The sequence below is a fragment of the Bordetella genomosp. 9 genome, assembly GCF_002119725.1.
Taxonomy (GTDB): Bacteria; Pseudomonadota; Gammaproteobacteria; order Burkholderiales; family Burkholderiaceae_B; genus Bordetella_C.
Window position 1 is genome coordinate 4323372 of record NZ_CP021109.1, and the last position, 19338, is coordinate 4342709.

Genomic DNA, 19338 nt, shown 5'->3' on the forward strand with positions numbered 1-19338 from the left:
GTGATTGTCCGACCGCCATGAAGACCCGCATCCCGGCCCCGACCATTGCACGCGCGGCCGCCGCCATTGCCTTGATCGCCGCCGCCCCGGGCTGCCTGGCGGCGCGCAGCGTCGCGACGCCCTGCCCCGGCACGCTGCAGATCGAGCAGACGCCGCTCACGCCCGGCGGCTGGGCCGTCATCGAAGACCCCCGGCGCGAGGCCGTCCACCGCCTGCAAGGCATCACCTTCTTTTCCGGCGATCCGCGCAACGGCGTCGCGCTGCCGCCGGATTCCGAAAAACGGTCGCCGCGCGGCTATAAATCCACCTGGCATTTCCAGCCCAGACCCGAGGGCTACTGGATAGGCTGCAACTACACGGACACGAATCTGCTCGCCATCCGCAAGCTGGCCGACAACATCAGCCAGTGCGATATGAAGCAGTACCTGGCCAACCGCCACCGGCCCGGCGGCGCGGTCGAAGTCGTTTGCTACTGAATGGAAAACCGTCTCTGCACCCCGCTCTCCCAACTCGTTTCCCGTTTGCCCGCGGAATGGGCGGCCGCCCTGCGCGAGCCGCCGTGCGCCGCGGCCCTGCAGGAAGTCTGCCGCCACGTCGATGCGCGTGTGGCCGGCGGCGCCACGGTCTACCCCCATGCGCCCTTTCGCGCCCTGGAGATGCTGCGGCCGGGCGACGTCAAGGTGGTGATCCTGGGCCAGGATCCCTATCACGGCCCCGGGCAGGCGCAGGGCCTGGCCTTTTCGGTGCCGGACGGCTGCAAGCGTCCGCCCAGCCTGCGCAATATCTTCAAGGAAATCGCCGCCGAGTATCCCGAAAAAGGCATCCCGGAGGGCAATGACCTGACGCCGTGGGTCGAACAAGGCGTGCTGCTGCTCAACACGTCGCTCACGGTAGAGGATGGCCAGCCCGCTTCGCACGCGAAACGCGGCTGGGAAGCCGTAACGGACGCGCTGATCGCGCTGGTCGCCCGCCAGCCGCAACCCAAGGTTTTCATGCTCTGGGGCGCGCACGCGCAATCGAAGCGGGCCCTGCTGCCCGACGATGGCGGCACGCTGGTGCTGGCGGCGAATCATCCCTCGCCCTTGTCGGCATCCCGCCCGCCCGTGCCCTTTCTGGGATGCGGCCATTTCCGCCAGGCCAACGATTGGTTGCTGGCGCATGGGCAGGCGATTGTCGATTGGGGTTTGCCCCAGAAAAAGCTGGCGCGCCAGGGCGGTTTCGGGTTATGATTTCTGCGCTGCACAAAACGATCGGCATTTTTCCGCATTGGTAGTTCACCGACGGCGCCCGCCGACGGTTCCGCACCAGTCACGGTGTTGCGCAGCGCAGCCGGGTAAAACAAAGCCCCGGCCCCATGCCGGTCTCCGGTCTTCATCGCTTCCTGACCCCTTTCCTTACGCCCTGCGTCCTCAAGGACGCGTCATGCGCATGGTTGATCCGGTCGGCGTCGATGCTCCATCAACCAGCGCCTGGATCCGGCCCTCTTCCCTTCGGCCCGACCGCGCAAAAATGCCGCCTTGGCGGCAAGGGCAAGTCATGTCTTTCGAATCCCTGGGCCTCGCGCCCGATCTGTTGTCCGCACTGAACGAAGCGGGCTTCACTGCTCCCACTCCCGTCCAGGCCGCCGCCGTTCCGCTCGCGCTGGAAGGCCACGACCTAATGGTTTCGTCGCAGACGGGCAGCGGGAAAACCGCCGCCTTCATGCTGCCGGCGCTCAATCGCATCGCCCGTATGCCCGCCAACAAGGGCGTCGGCGTGCAGGTGCTGGTGCTGACGCCGACGCGCGAACTGGCCATGCAGGTCAACGACGCCACGCGCCAGTACGGCAAGAACCTGCGCGACCTGCGCACCGCCACGGTGGTGGGCGGCATGTCGTATGGCGTGCAGCTGAAGGCGCTGTCGCGCCGCGTCGATGTGCTGGTCGCCACGCCGGGCCGCCTGATCGACCACCTGAAGGCGGGCCGCGTCAAGCTGAACACGGTCCACACCCTCGTGCTCGACGAGGCCGACCGCATGCTCGATATGGGTTTCATCGAGGACATCGAAACCATCATCGAACGCCTGCCGGCGGAACGCCAGACGCTGCTGTTTTCCGCCACGCTGGACGGCACCGTGGCGCGCCTGGCCGCCAAGATGATGCGCGAACCGCAGCGCATCGAAATCGCCGGCCACAAGGAAAAGCACAGCAACATCACGCAGAGCCTGCTGTATGCCGACGATGCGGACCACAAGATGCAGCTGCTGGATCACGTGCTGCGCGATGCCGCGCTGGACCAGGCCATCGTCTTCACCGCCACCAAACGCGGCGCCGACGACCTGGCCGACCGCCTGGCCGAACAGGGTTTCGCGGCAGCGGCGTTGCACGGCGACATGAACCAGCGGCAGCGCACGCGCACGCTCAGCATGCTGCAGCGCCGCCAGCTGCGCGTGCTGGTCGCCACCGATGTGGCCGCGCGCGGCATCGACGTGCAGGGCATCAGCCACGCCGTGAACTTCGATCTGCCCATGCAGGCGGAGGACTACGTGCACCGCATCGGCCGCACCGGCCGGGCCGGGCGCGACGGCCTCGCGTTCACGCTGGCCACCCATGCCGAACGCCACAAGATCCGCCGCATCGAACACTTCATCGGGCAGACGCTGACGCCTCAGGTCATCGCCGGCCTGGAGCCGAAGCGCTCGCCGCGGCCCTTCGAGCGCAGCGGCAAGCCCGGTTTCGGCAAGCGGCCCTTCAACCGCGACGGCCGCGGCTTCGGGCCCCGTTCCTTCGAGGATCGTCCGCGCCGCGAATTCCGCGACGGCGCCGGCCCGCAATCCCGTCCGTCGTCGGGCGACCGGGGGCAGCGTCCCTTCGGCGACCGCCCCTTCCGGGCCGAAGGCGACTTCCGTCCGGCCGGGTATGCTCCCCGTCCGGCCGGCGATGCGGGACCGGGACGCGCCGAGCGCGGTTTCCGCCCGGCAGGCGATACGCGCCGTCCCGAACCGGGCTTCCGCGCCGAGCGCGCCGGCGGCCACGCTGAACGCGGCTTCCGTCCCGAAGGCGGTTTCTCGCGCGGCGCGCGGGACTTCCAGGGCGATCGCGGACCGCGCACCGATGGCGGTTTCCGCCCGGCGCGCAGCGAAGGCGGCATGCGTGCGGAAAAGACCGCACGCGAAGGCGCGTGGGGCGAGCGCGGCGGTGACCGTCCGGCCCACAATCCGGGCCGTCCCACGGGCAAGCCGGGCTTTGCCAAGCGCGACGGCGCGCGTGGCAAGTCCTTCAAGCCGGGCTTCGCCGGGCGCCGCGACTGATCGCGCCAGCCGGCGCGATTAATATCGCGGGATGCCTCAAGACTTTCCTCCTTCCCTGGACGCCGCCTCGCGCGGCCATGCCGAACGCATGGCCGCGCACCTGCGCGCCGCGATCGCGCAGGCCGGCGGCTGGCTCTCTTTCGAACACTGGATGGCCGAGGCGCTGTATGCGCCCGGCCTGGGCTATTACGCCGCGGGCAGCATAAAACTGGCCGAGCCGGCGGTAGCCGGTTCTTCCGCGGCTGCCCCCGCCGGCGATTTCGTCACGGCCCCCGAGCTGACGCCGCTCTTCGGCCGCACGCTGGCGACGCAGGCGGCGCAGGTCCTGCGCCAGACCCGCACGAACAGCGTCCTGGAGTTCGGCGCCGGCACCGGCGCCCTGGCCGAACAGCTGATCGACGGCCTGGCCGACGAAGGGTTGCAGGTGCGCTATGACATCGTGGAAGTCTCCGCCGACCTGCGCGAACGCCAGCAGGCGCGTCTTGCACGGTTTGCGGGTCGCGTGCGATGGCTGGACCGCCTGCCCGAGTCGTTCGAAGGCTGCGTCGTGGCCAATGAAGTGCTGGACGCCATGCCGGTGCGGGTTTTTCGCTGGGACGAACAAGGCGCCCTACTGGAACGCGGCGTCACGGTGGACGCGCAGAACGGCTTTGCCTGGTCCGACCGGCCGGCGTCCGAGACCCTGGCGCAAACCGTGGCCGGCCGCATGCCCGCACTGCCCGGCTACAGCTCCGAAATCAATGTGCAAGGCGAGGCCTGGGTGCGCGGCATGGGCCAGTGGCTGCGCCGCGGCGCCGCGCTCCTGATCGACTACGGCTTCCCCCGCCACGAGTACTATCACCCGCAGCGCGCGGCCGGCACGCTCATGTGCCACCTGCGCCATCATTCCCACGCCGACCCCTTTCTGGCGCCCGGCCTGCAGGACATCACCGCGCACGTCGATTTCACCGCCATGGCCGATGCCGCGCTGGAAGGCGGGCTTGATGTGCTCGGCTATACCTCGCAGGCGCGTTTCCTGATGAACGCCGGCCTGGTGGATCGCGTGGCAGCTCTGGATGCCGCCGATACCGCGGCCTACGCGCGCGCGATCGCGCCGGTGCAGAAGCTGCTGTCGGAAGCGGAAATGGGCGAATTGTTCAAGGTCCTGGCGATCGGGCGCGGCATCGATGCGCCGCTGGCCGGCTTCCAGCGCGGCGACCGCCGGGGCGCGCTGTAGCGCATCCTAGTCCGCCATGCCGGCCCGATCGGAAGGCATGGCGCGCAGCGCCTCCAGGCGCGCCTGGCGCAGCGCTTCCTTGATGCGTTCTGGCTGGCCCTGGCATTGTTTCGCGATGGCGCCTGCGTCGATTCCGCGCACGGCATCCACGTCCGCACGCCACGCTGCGATATCCAGTGCCGTCCTGATGGCCGCGGCGCGCAGCAGGCCGATAAAGCGATCCGGCTTGCGCAAGGCGTCGCAGCGCTCCATCAGGTTCAAGCGGGCGGCGGCGCCATCCTTCTCATCGGCGCGTCCCGCTTCCTGCAAGGCCTCCAGCACCATCGGCAGCAGCCGCGCATGATCGGCGCATTCCGCCGGTACGCGCAGCCGCGCCGACAATGCGCCAGCCTCCGGCGAGGCGCGGCACAGCAGGGCATAGCGCGACGGCAGGGGCAGGCCCGCCTGAGCGGCGGCGTCCACGTCGGACAGCACATCTTCGCTCAGCACCAGCCCCGGCAGCACCCGAGGCAAGGCGCAGGCCTGCGCCAGCACCTGGAACATGCGCGACGGCTGTTGCGCCATCAACCCGCGCGAGATCTCTTTCCACACGCGTTCCGGCACCAGCGCGTCGGCTTCGCCGGCCGCCACCATGGCGCGGCACAGGTCCAGCGTTTCCGGAGCCACGGCGAAATCGGTGAAGCGCGCGGCGAAGCGGGCCAGGCGCAGGATGCGCACGGGGTCTTCCACGAAAGCCGGCCCGACATGGCGCAGCACGCGATCGTGCAAATCGCGCACGCCGCCCAGGGGATCGACCAGCCGTCCCCCGGCATCGCGCGCGATGGCGTTGACCGTCAGGTCGCGGCGGCGCAGGTCGTCTTCCAGCGTCACGTCGCGGCCGGTGTAGAAGGTAAAGCCCTTGTAGCCGCGCCCTGACTTGCGCTCGGTACGCGCCAGCGCGTATTCCTCGCGCGTCTCGGGATGCAGGAAGACGGGAAAATCGCCGCCCACCGGCAGAAAGCCCCGCCGGACCATGTCTTCGGGCGTCGCGCCCACCACGACCCAGTCGCGGTCGCCGGCGGGCAGTCCGAGCAGCTCGTCCCGCACGGCGCCGCCCACGATGTAGGCCTGCAGCCCCTGGATGGCGGGATCGCTCACCGGCGCGCCTCCGCGCGGCCGGCGCGGGAAAACATCGCCTTCACGGCAGGTTCGTCCCTTCGGGACCCAGCGGCGCGACCTTGCCCAGGCGCTGTTTGAGCGATTGCGGCTGGCCGGTGAACATCGCGGCGTAGTAGGTGGCGTTGGCCATGACGTTCTTCACATAGGTCCGCGTTTCGGTGAACGGGATCGTCTCCGCAAAGATGGCGCCCTCGACGGGATGCGTCAGGCTGGCGCGCCAGCGATGCGGCCGGCGCGGACCGGCGTTGTAGCCGGCGCTGGCCAGCAACTGCGAGCCGTCCAGATCCTGCAGCACCATGCTCAGGTACGAGGTGCCGAGCAGGGTATTGGTATCGAAGTCGTTGACCTGCGATGGATTGAAACCGCTCAGCCCGATCTTGTTCGCCACCCACTTCGCCGTGCCGGGCATCAACTGCATCAGGCCGGAGGCGCCAACGGACGACCGCGCATCCATGATGAAGCGCGACTCCTGGCGGATCAGGCCATACACCCATGCCGGGTCCAGGGCGACCTGGGCCGCCTTGGCCGCCACGCGGCCTTCGAAAGGCGCGATATAGCGCTGCGTGAAGTCAAACTGCTTTTCCGTGCGCTCCGACGTGTTCACGACGCGGTCGTAGATATTGGCCCGCCGCGCCAGCTCCGCCGCCGCGAGCAGCTGGCGGTCGTCCATGTTGCGCAAGGAAAAATTCCACTCCGCCACGGCTTCGCTGCGCCAGCCCAGGCGGAACAGTGCGATTGCCCGCTGCAGCCCCGCATTGGCGCGGGCCTGCGCGAGCTCCTGTTTGGTGACTGCCGGCGGGCGCGGCGGCACCGTAATGGCCTGGCCCAGTTCCTCCGCCGCAAGCTGCCCGTAGAAATTGAATTGGCCGGCGATGCGCTCGTACTCGCGCTGCGCTTGTTCGCGATGCCCCGTGGCGGCCAGGCCGCGCGCGCGCCAATAGATCCATGCCGGTTCTTCGCGCGCCTGCGGCGTCATGGCGTCGATGGCGTCGATCACCCACTTCCAATCGATGCGAGGCTGTCGCAGCGCGGCGCGGACCTTCCATTCCTCGTTGTATTCGGTCAGACGGATATGGCCGGCCTGCACGTACCAGTCGTAAGCGCGGGGGTCCAGATTCAGCACCGCCACCAGCGCGAACTGGGCACGCACCCAGGCGGCATCCTGGCGCGGCAGGCTCCTGGCCCACTCACGGCTGAAATACGATTCGCCGGCGTCCAGGTCGCCGCGCGCCAGGCGCGCCAGCGCGATGGTCACCAGTTCCGTTTCGGCCTGCGTGCGGGGCGGGCGCGGCTGGCGCACCAGCCACTTCATCGGGTCCTTGAGCAGCGCGTCGAAGGCCTTCTGCTGGGGCGGCTCGAACAGATAGCCCGCGTACCGCTTGGCGTCGCCGACCTTGTTGTTCTCGATGGCATAGCGCAGCTCCGGCTGCAGCTCTTTCCAGCCCAGCACACGGTCGGCCACCAGCTGGTCGTAGAGCGACCAGCACCATACGCCTGGCGCGAAGGCGCGCATGGCCTCGCGCGCGGTGACGCGGCGGCCGGTCATGTGACGCGCTTCCAGCGCCGCGCATTCGGTCTGCGCGTTGCCGTTGCGCACGGGCGCCAGGCGGTTGACGGTGGCGTAATCGCCGGAGCGCGCGGCCGACAGCAGCCAATCGGCGCGCAATTTATCGGCCAGGTAGGCGTCGGGATTGCTTTCGATGAAACGCTGCATTTGCGCCACGGGCCATTGCTCGCGCGGCGTGTTCCATACCTGATAGCGCAGCAGCCAATACTCCGGATACATCCCCAGCGCATCGCCGCGCGCCTGCGGCACGGTCAAGGCCAATGCCGACCATTGCTTGCGCAACATGGCTTCGCGCGCCGTCATCACGGCCTGGCGGGCGGGCGTGGGCGGATCCTGTTCCGCCATCGCCGGCTCGTCAGGCTCGGCGGTCAATGTGGGGTCCAGCGCCGCCGCGGCAATGGGCACCACCGCCGATGCGGGCACGCTGTTGCCCACGCCTGCCTGCGCCTGCAATGCGCCGGCCGACACGGGGACGGCCGATGCATTCTGCGGGAGGGTTCGCTGTTGGGCGTCCACCGGCGCGCATGCAACCGCCAGCAGGGCCAGCAAGGGAGCGCAGCGCCGCAGCAGGCGTGCGGCATCGGCGCCGGACGATTTCTGATAACGTCCCGATTCCCCGCACTGCATCCGCTCTCTCCCCTGACTTCTGACCCGCATGACCACGCAAAATACGCAAAAGGATAACGCAGTACCGTTGCGCCGGCGATTGCGCGACGCCCGCGCCGCCCTGAGCGAGGCTCAACGCGACCGCGGCAGCCTGCTCATCCGCGCGCGCTTGTACACCTGGGTGGGACTCGCCCGCACCGCCGCGCGCGAAGCCGGCCGGCCGCAGCTTTCCGTCATTGCGGCCTTCTGGCCCCTGGCCGACGAGCCTGACCTGCGCGACCTGCTTAACCAGTGGGTCGAAGCGGGCATCACCGTGGCCTTGCCCGTGGTGCGGGGCGCCGATCAACCGCTGGAGTTCCGCGCGTGGTCGCCGGACGCGCCCATGCGCGAAGGCGCGTACGGCATTCCGGAGCCGCTGGACGGCGCGGCAGTCACGCCGGAACTGGTGCTGGTCCCGACGCTGGGCTTTACCGCCAATGCGGACCGCGTCGGTTATGGCGGCGGCTATTACGACCGGACGCTGGCGGCCCTCAAAGCCGCGGGCCATGCGTTCACGGCCATCGGCATCGCGTGGTCGTGCGGCAGGCTGGACGACGGCCACGTCCCGGCGCCCCATGACGTGCGCCTGGATGGCGTCCTGACGCCGGATGGCTGGGTGCCGAAAGCGCCCTGACCCGCGGGCGCCCCGGCACAACGGCGGTGCATCGGCGCGCCGCCGTGCACCATTGCGGCACAGCCGCGCTTGCGGCCGACGTGCCCATGCATGGCGCCGCTGCTCGTCTGCATTGGCACGCGTGTTGCTTTCCTTCAGGCATATGGCAAGCCATAAGGGCAATGCCCCATCCCGTCCGGCAAGAATCGGCGGGATGCGCCGGGAAGGAGCGAGAAGATGGACCAGCCGTCCAGCCGCGTGGCCGCCTACGACGAGATGACGGATTCTGCGGGCCAGGTGCGCCCGCACTACCGTGCGCTGGCCCAATGGCTTGCCGAACAGACCGATGAGGCCATGGCGGCGCGGCGGCTGGAAGCGGACCTTAATCTTCGCCGCGTCGGTATTACGTTTTCCGTGGCCGGCGACGAAGCGGGGACCGAGCGCCTTATCCCGTTCGACCTGATTCCCCGCATCATCCCCGCGGCCGAATGGCGCCGGCTGGACGCGGGCCTGAAGCAGCGGGTGCGCGCGCTGAACCACTTCATCCACGACATCTACCACGACCACGACATTGTGCGGGCCGGCATCGTGCCTCCCGAACAGGTCTTCCTGAACGCCCAGTACCGCCCCGAAATGCAGGATGTGGAAGTGGCGGAGAACATCTATTGCCACATCGCGGGCATCGACGTGGTCCGCGCTGGCAGCGGCGACTTCTACGTCCTGGAAGACAACCTGCGCGTGCCGTCCGGCGTTTCGTACATGCTGGAGAACCGCAAGATGTCCATGCGGCTGCTGCCCGACGCCTTCAGCAGGCTGAGGGTGGGCCCGGTCGCGCATTATCCCGACCTGCTGCTGGACAACCTGCGCGAAGTGGCGCCTCGAAGCATCGACGATCCCACCGTCGTGGTGCTCACGCCGGGCATGTACAACTCCGCCTATTTCGAGCATGCCTTCCTGGCGCAGCAGATGGGCGTCGAGCTGGTGGAAGGACGCGACCTGTTCGTGGACCGCGATACCGTCTACATGCGAACGACGCGCGGACCCCGGCGGGTGGACGTGATCTATCGCCGCGTTGACGACGACTTCCTGGACCCCCTGGCCTTTCGCGCGGACTCGGCGCTGGGCATCCCCGGCTTGCTGTCCGTCTATCGCGCCGGGCGCATCACCCTGGCCAATGCCATCGGCACGGGCATCGCCGACGATAAATCCACCTATCTCTACGTCCCCGCCATGATCCGCTTCTATCTGGGGGAAGAGCCTATCCTGCAGAACGTGCCGACGTGGTGCTGCGCCCATCCGGACGAGCTGTCCTATGTGCTGGCCAATATGCCGCAACTGGTGGTCAAGGAAGTGCATGGGGCGGGCGGCTACGGCATGCTTGTGGGGCCGGCCTCCACCCGCGCCCAGGTGGAGGCCTTCAAGGCCCGCGTGAAGGCCAACCCTGCCGCGTATATCGCGCAACCCACGCTGGCGCTTTCCACCGTGCCGACCTACGTCGAAAGCGGCGTTGCGCCCCGCCATGTCGATCTGCGTCCTTATGTGCTGTGCGGCAAGGAGATGCGTACCGTGCCGGGCGGCCTTTGCCGTGTCGCCCTGACCGAAGGCTCCCTGATCGTCAACAGCAGCCAGGGGGGCGGAACCAAGGACACCTGGGTCCTCGAGGAATGATCATGCTGAGCCGGACCGCGGACGATCTTTTCTGGATGTGCCGCCATATGGAAAGGGCGGAAAACATGGCGCGCATGCTGGACGTCAGCCTGCAGATGTCCCTGCTGCCGCAGGATGCCGACACGCGCGCAAGGTCGTGGCGCGCGGTGATGCGGATTTCCGAACTGCAAAGCCTGTTCGAACAGCGCTACCCGGACGGCACGGCGCGCGACGTGCTGCGCTTCATGGTCCGCGATGCCGACAACCCATCGTCCATCTACGCCTGCCTGCGCGCGGCGCGCGAGAATGCGCGGGCCGTGCGGGGCAGCCTGACCACGGAGGTATGGGAAACGTACAACAGCACCTGGCTGGAGCTGCTGCGGCACTTAAGGCTCGACCTGCCCGAACGCAACCCCGGCGAGTTTTTCGAATGGGTGAAGTTCCGCTCCCATGTCGCGCGCGGGGTGGCGCTGGGTACGATGTTCGAAGACGAAGCGATGTGCTTCATGCGGCTGGGCACCCACCTCGAGCGCGCGGACAACACGGCGCGCATGCTCGACGTCAAGTTCCATGAATACGAAGACGGGGAAGCCGTCCGCACCGATGCCGGCCAGGCCGCTCCTCCGCCCAACGAGTTCTATCGCTGGGCCGCCATCCTCGGTTCGGTATCGGCGCTGGAGATCTACCGCAAGGTCTACCGCGACGCCATTACCGCGGACCGTGTCGCGGAGCTGCTCATTCTCCATGCCGACATGCCGCGCTCCTTGCTCAGCTCCATCCAGGCCGTCACGAGCAACCTGGAGATGATCGCCAACGCCCGATCCGCCGAAACCGAACGGCGCGCGGGCATGCTGTGCGCCGAACTGCGCTACGGCAAGATCGAATCCATCATGGCCAGCGGCCTGCATCGCTTCCTGCAGCGCTTTCTAGAACGCGTCAACGATCTCGGCAATCGCATCAGCCAGGATTTTCTGCTCCCCTTGTCCGTCTGAGACGGCCAACGGCGCCCGAACCGGGGACCCCCATGCGACACCTCATCCGCCACGTCACGCACTACCGCTATACGGCCCCCGTCAGCTACAGCATCCAGACGCTGCGGCTGACGCCGCGCCCGGAAGAGCACCAGCGGCCGTTGCGCTGGCACATCGAGGCGCCGGGGGATCTGGCAGAGCAGATCGATGCCTACGGCAACGTCACGCACACGCTGACCCTGAACCGTCCCCACGAAGAGATCGAATTACGCGTCACCGGCCAAGTGGAAATCGGCGAGCTTCCCAACGGGCTGGTCCGCGCCGACGACAGCCGCCTGCCCGTGCACGCTTACCGGGTACAGACGCCGCTGACCCGGGCCGACGCCACCATTCTGGATTTCTGCGCCGGCGTACTGCCCCAGGGTATGCGCACGCCGGACGACGCGCTGACGCTGGCGAAGGCCATATCCGATCGCGTGGCCTACGAACCAGGCATCACCGATGTGACCACGGCCGCGGTGCAGGTGCTGCAGCTCGGCCATGGCGTTTGCCAGGACCATGCTCATCTTTTCCTGGCCTGCGCGCGGGGGATGGGGGTGCCGGCCCGCTATGTCAGCGGCTATCTGTACACGGTGGCGGAGCATGCGGCCAGCCATGCCTGGGCCGATGTCTGGCTGCCGGATACCGGCTGGTGCAGCGTCGATATCACCAACCGGCAGTTCGCATCGGAATGCCATTGCCGGCTCGCGGTGGCGCGCGACTACGATTCGGCCGCGCCGGTACGCGGCGTGCGGCACGGCGGCGGACAGGAATCCATGCGAGTCAGCGTGGAAGTGCGAGCCATGCGGCAATAGCGCACCGGCCCCGGGGCACCCCGTGCCCCTGGCCGGACTGCCGTTTTTGCCGGCCGTTGAATACAATTCCGGGGTTGCCTTGCCGGACCCCCCATGACTTATTGCGTCGCCACCCGCCAACGGACCGGACTGGTCTTTCTCGCCGACTCACGCACCAACGCCGGCGTGGACCAGATCAGCGTGTTCCGCAAACTCAACGTGTTCGAGCGGCCCGGCGAACGCGTCATGGTGCTGATGACGTCGGGCAATCTGGCCATCAGCCAATCCGTGGTCAACGTGCTTTCCATGCGCGACGGCGCCGACCCGGCCTCGATTTGCAACGCGCCGAACATGTTCGAAGCCGCGCGCATCGTCGGCGATGCGGTGCGTGAAGTGCATCGCCGCGACGCCGCCGCCCTGCATGACCAGGGCGTCGAATTCAACATCTCGCTGATTTTCGGCGGGCAGATCGGACACGAGCGCTGCCGCCTGTTCCAGATCTATTCCGCCGGCAACTTCATCGAGGCGCACGAAGAATGCCCCTATTTCCAGATCGGCGAATCCAAGTACGGCAAGCCGATCCTGGACCGCGTGCTTCAGCCGGACAGCTCGCTGGACGAAGCGGCCAAATGCGCACTGATCTCCATGGACTCGACGCTGCGGTCGAACATCTCCGTCGGCCTGCCGCTGGATCTTCTGGTTTATGAAGCCGATACGCTGCGCGTGACGCGCTTTGCCAATATCGACGAGAACAACCAGTATTTCCATATGATCCGCAACAGCTGGGGGGAGCGCCTGCGGCAGGTATTCGCCGAGATCGACGACCCGGTCTGGACCAATCCCTGCGCGCCGGACACCCTGGTGCCGCCGGGCCGCGTGCACCAGCCGGTGCGCGTGCTGCCCGGCAGCGCGGAACCCACGGACATCGCATCGTCCCAGGCCTTGGCGCAGGGACGCGACCCGTTCCAATCCAACTGAAACATCATGCGGGTCGCGCCGTGACGGCCCAGCCCCATCGCGCGCCGCCATCAAAGCGCCGCCATCGCTGAGTCATTGCCGGACTTTCCCCGGGGCGGCCCGCCCGTGCCGTCACTTGCGCGTCAGGTTGTTCCAGATCGCCAGCGGCGCTTCGGCGCTGTTCAGCGTGTAGAAGTGCAGGCCGGGGGCGCCCTGGTCCAGCAATTTGCGGCACAAATCCGTGACGACGTCCACGCCGAACGCGCGGATGGAAGCCTTGTCGTCGCCGAATTCCGCCAGCCGCAACCGGATCCAGCGCGGGATTTCCGCGCCGCACATCTGGGAAAACCGCACCAGTTGCGTATGGTTGGTGATCGGCATGATGCCCGGCACGATGGGCACGGAAACGCCCTTGGCGCGCACGCGATCGACGAAATCGAAGTACGCGTCCGGATTGAAGAAGTACTGCGTAATCGCGCTGTCGGCGCCCGCGCGCACTTTTTCCACGAAGTGGTCCAGGTCGCTGGACGGACTGTCCGCCTGGGGATGCATTTCCGGATAGGCCGCGACTTCGATGTGGAACCAGTCGCCCGTCTCCTGGCGGATAAAAGCGACCAGATCGCGTGCGTACTTGAGCTCGCCCGCATCGCCGCCCATGCCCGACGGCAGGTCGCCGCGCAGCGCGACGAGCTGGCGCACGCCTTCCTCGCGGTAGGCAGTCAGGATGGCGCGCAGGTCTTCGCGGGAGGCGCCCACGCATGACAGGTGCGGCGCGGCGGACACGCCCAGGTTGCGCAGCATGCGCACCGTGCCCGCCGTGCCTTCGCGGGTGGAGCCGCCCGCGCCGAACGTCACGCTGACGTAGCGCGGGTGGATGGCCAGCATCTGCTTGGCCGCGCGCAGCAGGCGCTCCTGCGCGGCGATGTCGCGCGGCGGAAAGAATTCCAGGCTATATGCCGGCGTAGAAGTATCGGTCATGAGGCAACCAGCATGGAGAACAGGCCGGAGATGATGCTATAGAGGATGGCGCCGATCACCGCCCACCAGAAGCCGTTGACCTGGAAGCCCTTCAGGATGGATCCGGCGAACCAGAACAGCAGCGCGTTCAGGACGAGCAGGAAGAGACCGAGCGTGACAATGGTGATGGGCAGGGTCAGCAGCACCAGCACCGGCTTGACCAGCATGTTCAGCAGGCCAAGCACCAGCGCCGCGATCAGCGCCGACCCGAAACTCGCCACGGAAATGCCAGGCAACAGATACGCGACCACCAGCAGGGCCACGGCATTCAGGATCCAGACGAGTATCAAGGTCATGTTCGATCTCCCGCATCAAGCGTTGTAAAGGGTGCCGCGCCGGTTGGCGCGGGCGCACCTATTTTGCGACAAGCCCATCAATAACGGTAGTGATTGCTCTTGAACGGGCCTTCGACGGACACGCCGATGTACGCGGCCTGCTCCGGCCGCAGCGTGGTGAGGTTGGCGCCGAGCTTTTTCAAATGCAGGCGGGCCACCTTTTCGTCCAGTTGCTTGGGCAGCACGTACACCTGGCCCTTCTCGTAGGCCTCATTGCGCGTGAACAGCTCGATCTGCGCGATGGTCTGGTTGGTGAACGAGGACGACATCACGAACGAGGGATGCCCCGTGGCGCAACCCAGGTTCACCAGACGGCCCTTGGCGAGCAGAATGATGCGCTTGCCGTCGGGGAAGATCACGTGATCGACCTGCGGCTTGATCTCTTCCCACTTGCAATCTTCCAGCGACGCGACGTCGATTTCGTTGTCGAAGTGGCCGATGTTGCAAACGATGGCCTGGTCCTTCATGCGCTCCATGTGGGCGCGCGTGATGACGTTGTAGTTGCCGGTCGCGGTCACGAAGATGTCGGCCTTGTCGGCGGCTTCTTCCATCGTCACGACCTTGTAGCCTTCCATCGCGGCCTGCAGGGCGCAGATCGGGTCGATTTCCGTGACCCAGACCTGGGCGCGCAGCGCCTGCAGCGCCTGCGCGCAGCCCTTGCCCACGTCGCCATAGCCGGCCACGACGGCGATCTTGCCGGCCACCATCACATCGGTGGCGCGCTTGATGCCGTCCACCAGCGACTCGCGGCAACCGTACAGGTTGTCGAACTTCGACTTGGTGACCGAGTCGTTCACGTTGATGGCGGCGAAGGCGAGTTCGCCCCGCTGGGACATCTGGTACAGGCGATGCACGCCGGTGGTGGTTTCCTCGGTCACGCCGCGGATCTGCGCCAGGCGGGTGGAGTACCACTTGGGATCGCGCGCCAGCGTCGCCTTGATGGCGGCGAACAGGACGCGCTCTTCCTCGCTGCCCGGCTTGGCCAGCACGGAGATATCCGACTCCGCCTTGGCGCCCAGGTGCAGCAGCAGCGTCGCGTCGCCGCCGTCATCCAGGATCATGTTGGCGTGCTGGCCGTTGGGCCATTCGAAAATCTTGTGCGTGTATTCCCAGTATTCGGCCAGGGTCTCACCCTTGACGGCAAAAACCGGCGTGCCGCCCGCGGCGATGGCGGCGGCGGCGTGATCCTGCGTCGAAAAGATGTTGCACGACGCCCAGCGCACTTCCGCGCCCAGCGCTTTCAGCGTTTCGATCAGTACGGCCGTCTGGATGGTCATGTGCAGACTGCCGGCGATGCGGGCGCCCTTCAAAGGCTGAGAGGCCGCGTATTCTTCGCGGGTGGCCATCAAGCCAGGCATCTCGGTTTCGGCGATGGCGATCTCGCGGCGGCCCCAGGCGGCCAGGCCGATATCGGCGACGATGTAGTCGGAAACGGACTTATCGGAAACGGTGTTCATGGGTTGCTCCACGTATAAACGGACGGCGCCACACCGCGGCCCGAAACGTGCGCAACGTCCCGGCCGGATATTGCGGCCGGGATCACACCGGATGATTGGTGCGCCCGCCTCTGCCACGCATGCGACAAAGGTGAGCGCCGTTGCATGCCGCCACGCGATGCGCGACAGCCAAACAGAGGCCTGAGCCTGGCGGGTATGTCGGGCGCCATGGCCCCCCGTCGCAACGCTCCTCAGGCGTGGGCAATATTGTACCGGGTAGCGGGTGTCAGCGGAACCAGCGCATTGAGCAGGTCCGTGGCGATCGCGTCCCAGGTGCGCGTCAGCGCATGCTGGCGCACCACGTCCCGGCTAAGGCTGAGCGCCTCCAGGCAGGCCTGGCCCAGATCGTCGCGCAGGAATCCGGTCACGCCGTCCTGGATCACCGCCATCGGCGCGTCGGTGCGGAACGCCGCCACGGGCGTTCCGCAGGCCAGCGCTTCGAGCATGACGAGCCCGAAGGTGTCGGTCAGGCTAGGGAACACGAAGACGTCGGCCGACGCGTAGTAGTGCGGCAGCCGGTCGTCGGATTGCATGCCTGTGTAGTGGACGTCCGGATACTTGCGGCGCAGCCGCTCGGCATCCGGGCCGCCGCCCACGACCACCTTGCTGCCGGGCAGGTTCAAACCGAGAAAAGCGTCCAGGTTCTTTTCGCGCGCCACCCGTCCGACACTCAGGAATATCGGGCGCGGCAGGTCGGGAAAGGCGTCGCGCGGCCCGGGATGGAAACGTTCGGCATCCACGCCGCGCGACCACACCTGCAGATTCTTCAGTCCATGGCGCGCCACGGTGTCGCGCACCGTCGGCGTCGGCACGAGCACCCGCTGCGATGGCCCGTGAAACCACTGCATATAGCGCCAAGGCAGATAGGCCGGGATGCCCATCCGCGCCTGCAGATAGTCGGGGAACATGGTGTGGAAAGACGTCGTGAACCGCCATCCCCGGCGCAGCGCCATGCGGCGCGCCGCCAGCCCCAGGGGCCCTTCGGTGGCGATATGCAGGGCGTCGGGAACGATGTCCCCCAGCAGCCGCCGCAGCTGCTTGCGCGGCTGGATGCACAGGCGCAGCTCCGGCTCCGACGGCGCCGGCACGGTCCGGCTGCCCTCCGGGCTGACGACGATCAGCTCATGGCCCCAGCTGGACAGGATCTTGCGCATGGTCGTCCAGGTGCGGACAACCCCGTTCACTTGCGGATGCCAGGCATCCGTAACCAGCGCGATGAGCATGGGCTTTTGCAAGAGAGCCAGGAAAGCGCTTATTTGGCCCGTGGTTCATGACGGGAATATGTCCCACCCCCGAAGCGCTATCGCGCTTCCCCCTCGAGGGGGCGCGCCTGCGGACCGGCGGAGCCGGATCCGCGGCGCCCCGGTGGCGGAGCTTCTTGCGGGGGGCGGAGCGGGATCCGCGGCGCCTCGGGCGGGTGCCCGGGGGCGCTATCTTCTGGGGTAGCCCTGGGAGCGGATGCGGTGCCAGACGACTTGTTTTTCGGCGTCGCTCATGAATACCCAGTTGGAGACTTCCATTGCCGTGCGGCCGCAGCCGCGGCAGATTTCATCGAAGAGCGTCGAGCACACCGCGACACAAGGCGAATCCGTGGCCGCGAAGACGCGGTCGTTCTCGGTTTCGGGGGCGGTGGGACACATATCGGGAGTGAAATCAGCCATGAGGGAAGAATAGCCGAATATGGGGTGGATGGCCCGGCTGGCCGGCGGGGCGGCCGGGCCATCCAAGGCCGGCGGCGGCGCCTTCCTGCCTCGCCGGATTTTCATGCTATTTTGCACGCCCGGGGTCTACGGCGCGCGTCGCCGCGCCCGCTGCCAGTAGGCCCCGGCACAACGCAAGGCGTAGCCATGAACCCGGTACTGCAATCCAAACTACAGGCTGCCGACGCCCAGAAGGCTGCGTTGGATGCCGTGCGGCCATTGCCGCCCCACACGGTGGCCTCGCTGCACGACAAGCTGACTTTGGAATGGACGTACCATTCGAACGCCATCGAGGGCAACACGCTGACCTTGCGCGAAACCAAGGTCGTCCTCGAAGGAATCACTGTCGGCGGGAAAACGCTCCGCGAGCACTTCGAGGCGACCAACCATCGCGATGCGATCCTTTATGTCGAAGAAATCGTGGCGAAGCAGGCGGCGTTGAGCGAATGGCAGATCAAGAATATCCACAGCCTCGTGCTGAAGGGGATCGACAACGATCAGGCGGGCCGCTACCGTCGTGAAAACGTCGTTATTTCGGGCGCCAGTACCATCCCGCCGGACTTTCTGCACCTTGACGAAGAGATGCAGCGGCTTATCGCCTGGCACGCGCAGGCCGGGCAGATGCACCCCATCGAGCGTGCCTCCGAACTCCACACGCGATTTGTGAAGATTCATCCCTTCGTCGATGGCAACGGCCGCACCGGCCGATTGCTGTTGAACTTCGAGTTGATGAAGTCGGGCTACCCGCCCGCCGTCATACGCAAGGAAGACCGCCTGGCGTACTACGACGCCCTGGACGAAGCTTGCGTGAGCGGAAATCACGACGCGATTACGAGCCTGGTTGCCGATGCAGTTCAGCGGTCGCTGGCCGCGTATCTCGACTTATTGCGTCCGACGCCCTGATTCGGGCCGCAATGCGCGGCATTCTCCTGCCAGGGGGCGGAGCGGCTCAAACGGCGGACGAGCGCGTCCGGATCCGCGATGAATCGGACCTCCGGATCCTGGAAACTGCATCAGCCAAAGAAGGACAACGCCGTCTCGGCGATCTGCTCCGGCAGCTCTTCCGCAAGGTAATGGGCGCCGTCCACCGCATGGCCCTGGACATCCGGCGCCACGTTGCGCCATAGCGCCAGCACGTCGAAGTTGCGGCCCACGGCGCCGCGAGCGCCCCAAAGGACGAGCAGCGGGCAAGGCAAGCGGCGTCCCGCCGCGCGATCCTCGCGGTCGTGCTCGAGGTCGATGGTGGCCGAGGCCCGGTAGTCTTCGCAAATGCCGACCGGCAGGCCCGGCAGCGCCGCGCAACGTTCGTATTCGGCCAGGGCGCGCGGGTCGAAGATCCCCAGACCCCCGGGGCGGCCGCCCATGATCGACCGCACGTAGAAAACCGGGTCCCGGCCGATCATGGTTTCCGGCATGGGCGCTGGCTGGATCAGCCAGAACCAGTGATAGTAGGCCTGCGCGAACGCGCGCGTCGTGCCTTCGTACATGTCCAGGGTGGGCGCGATGTCGAGCAGCATCATGCGTTCGACGCGTTCGGCGTGGTCCATCGCCAGCCGGTGCGCCACGCGAGCTCCGCGATCATGCGCCAGGACCCGGAAACGCGGGTGACCCAAGGCCGTCATCACGGCCGCCATGTCGGCGGCCATGGCGCGCTTGGAATGCGCGGCGTGATCGGGCGTGGCGTCCGGCTTGCCGCTATCGCCGTAACCGCGCAGGTCCGCGGCCACGCAGGTAAAGCGCGCGGTCAGCGCCGGCCACACCCGATGCCACATGGCGCTCGTCTGCGGATGCCCGTGCAACAGCAGCAGCGGCGGCCCCTCGCCTGCCACGCGGGCGGCGATGTGCGTTCCGTTCACCTCGAACCGGCGTACCGGCACGTCAAAAAGCGATGTCAT

18 protein-coding genes and 1 riboswitch are annotated in these 19338 nt (G+C 67.2%); of the genes, 10 read left to right on the plus strand and 8 right to left on the minus strand.

What is annotated here, in order from left to right:
- Positions 1 to 17 precede the first annotated feature (17 nt).
- The 4 genes from CAL13_RS19855 (at position 18) to CAL13_RS19870 (ending at position 4504) form a co-directional block, all read left to right on the plus strand.
- Entirely contained in the window at positions 18 to 476 is a 459-nt protein-coding gene (locus CAL13_RS19855) for an STY0301 family protein (RefSeq protein ID WP_086073319.1), read from the plus strand.
- Positions 477 to 1229, plus strand: a complete 753-nt coding sequence (locus CAL13_RS19860; RefSeq protein ID WP_086073320.1) for a uracil-DNA glycosylase — start codon at positions 477 to 479, stop codon at positions 1227 to 1229.
- Positions 1230 to 1536: 307 nt separating this feature from the next.
- Positions 1537 to 3288 carry a DEAD/DEAH box helicase gene (locus CAL13_RS19865; protein WP_086058925.1) on the plus strand — a complete coding sequence of 584 codons (1752 nt, stop codon included), beginning with the start codon at positions 1537 to 1539 and terminating at the stop codon, positions 3286 to 3288.
- Between the two features lie 31 nt (positions 3289 to 3319).
- Entirely contained in the window at positions 3320 to 4504 is a 1185-nt protein-coding gene (locus CAL13_RS19870; protein WP_086073321.1) for a class I SAM-dependent methyltransferase, read from the plus strand.
- 6 nt (positions 4505 to 4510) lie between these two features.
- Here CAL13_RS19870 and CAL13_RS19875 read toward each other — a convergent pair whose 3' ends face one another.
- Together CAL13_RS19875 and CAL13_RS19880 are read right to left on the minus strand one after the other, a co-directional pair.
- Positions 4511 to 5641, minus strand: a complete 1131-nt coding sequence (locus CAL13_RS19875; protein ID WP_086073322.1) for a CCA tRNA nucleotidyltransferase — start codon at positions 5639 to 5641, stop codon at positions 4511 to 4513.
- A 40-nt stretch (positions 5642 to 5681) separates the two neighbouring features.
- Positions 5682 to 7856 carry a transglycosylase SLT domain-containing protein gene (locus CAL13_RS19880; RefSeq protein WP_086073323.1) on the minus strand — a complete coding sequence of 725 codons (2175 nt, stop codon included), beginning with the start codon at positions 7854 to 7856 and terminating at the stop codon, positions 5682 to 5684.
- Between the two features lie 28 nt (positions 7857 to 7884).
- Between CAL13_RS19880 and CAL13_RS19885 the strand changes: the two genes are divergently transcribed.
- From CAL13_RS19885 to CAL13_RS19905, 5 genes are all read left to right on the plus strand, one after another.
- A complete protein-coding gene (locus CAL13_RS19885) occupies positions 7885 to 8508 on the plus strand; it encodes a 5-formyltetrahydrofolate cyclo-ligase (RefSeq protein WP_086073324.1) in 624 nt (207 codons plus the stop codon).
- Between the two features lie 216 nt (positions 8509 to 8724).
- Complete coding sequence (locus CAL13_RS19890) at positions 8725 to 10155, plus strand: circularly permuted type 2 ATP-grasp protein (protein WP_086073325.1); 1431 nt, start codon at positions 8725 to 8727, stop codon at positions 10153 to 10155.
- Positions 10156 to 10157: 2 nt separating this feature from the next.
- The gene (locus tag CAL13_RS19895; protein ID WP_086058931.1) at positions 10158 to 11126 is read left to right on the plus strand and encodes an alpha-E domain-containing protein; all 969 of its coding nucleotides are present in this window, start codon (positions 10158 to 10160) and stop codon (positions 11124 to 11126) included.
- A 32-nt stretch (positions 11127 to 11158) separates the two neighbouring features.
- Complete coding sequence (locus tag CAL13_RS19900) at positions 11159 to 11959, plus strand: transglutaminase family protein (RefSeq protein ID WP_086073326.1); 801 nt, start codon at positions 11159 to 11161, stop codon at positions 11957 to 11959.
- 93 nt (positions 11960 to 12052) lie between these two features.
- Positions 12053 to 12916 (plus strand): proteasome-type protease, encoded by an 864-nt coding sequence (locus tag CAL13_RS19905; protein ID WP_232462451.1) that lies wholly within the window; start codon positions 12053 to 12055, stop codon positions 12914 to 12916.
- Positions 12917 to 13027: 111 nt separating this feature from the next.
- Here the strand turns inward: CAL13_RS19905 and metF are convergent, their stop codons facing one another.
- The 5 genes from metF to CAL13_RS19930 form a co-directional block, all read right to left on the minus strand.
- Positions 13028 to 13873: a methylenetetrahydrofolate reductase [NAD(P)H] gene (metF, locus tag CAL13_RS19910; protein WP_086058933.1), complete on the minus strand. Its 846-nt coding sequence runs from the start codon at positions 13871 to 13873 to the stop codon at positions 13028 to 13030.
- Positions 13870 to 14208, minus strand: coding sequence for a phage holin family protein (locus tag CAL13_RS19915; RefSeq protein WP_086058934.1), 339 nt, complete (start codon positions 14206 to 14208; stop codon positions 13870 to 13872). Before CAL13_RS19915 ends, metF begins: the two co-directional genes overlap by 4 nt.
- A gap of 77 nt (positions 14209 to 14285) precedes the next feature.
- On the minus strand, positions 14286 to 15704 hold the full coding sequence (gene ahcY / locus CAL13_RS19920) for an adenosylhomocysteinase (protein ID WP_086058935.1): 1419 nt from the start codon (positions 15702 to 15704) through the stop codon (positions 14286 to 14288).
- A gap of 125 nt (positions 15705 to 15829) precedes the next feature.
- Positions 15830 to 15942, minus strand: a riboswitch (S-adenosyl-L-homocysteine riboswitch).
- Complete coding sequence (locus tag CAL13_RS19925) at positions 15935 to 16966, minus strand: glycosyltransferase family 4 protein (RefSeq protein WP_086058936.1); 1032 nt, start codon at positions 16964 to 16966, stop codon at positions 15935 to 15937. It overlaps the preceding riboswitch by 8 nt.
- A 207-nt stretch (positions 16967 to 17173) precedes the next feature.
- The gene (locus CAL13_RS19930) at positions 17174 to 17404 is read right to left on the minus strand and encodes a DUF1289 domain-containing protein (protein WP_086059628.1); all 231 of its coding nucleotides are present in this window, start codon (positions 17402 to 17404) and stop codon (positions 17174 to 17176) included.
- A 186-nt stretch (positions 17405 to 17590) separates the two neighbouring features.
- Here CAL13_RS19930 and CAL13_RS19935 point away from each other — a divergent pair, with 186 nt between their 5' ends.
- Entirely contained in the window at positions 17591 to 18346 is a 756-nt protein-coding gene (locus CAL13_RS19935; protein WP_086073327.1) for a Fic family protein, read from the plus strand.
- 110 nt (positions 18347 to 18456) lie between these two features.
- Here the strand turns inward: CAL13_RS19935 and CAL13_RS19940 are convergent, their stop codons facing one another.
- Entirely contained in the window at positions 18457 to 19338 is an 882-nt protein-coding gene (locus CAL13_RS19940; protein ID WP_086073328.1) for an alpha/beta fold hydrolase, read from the minus strand.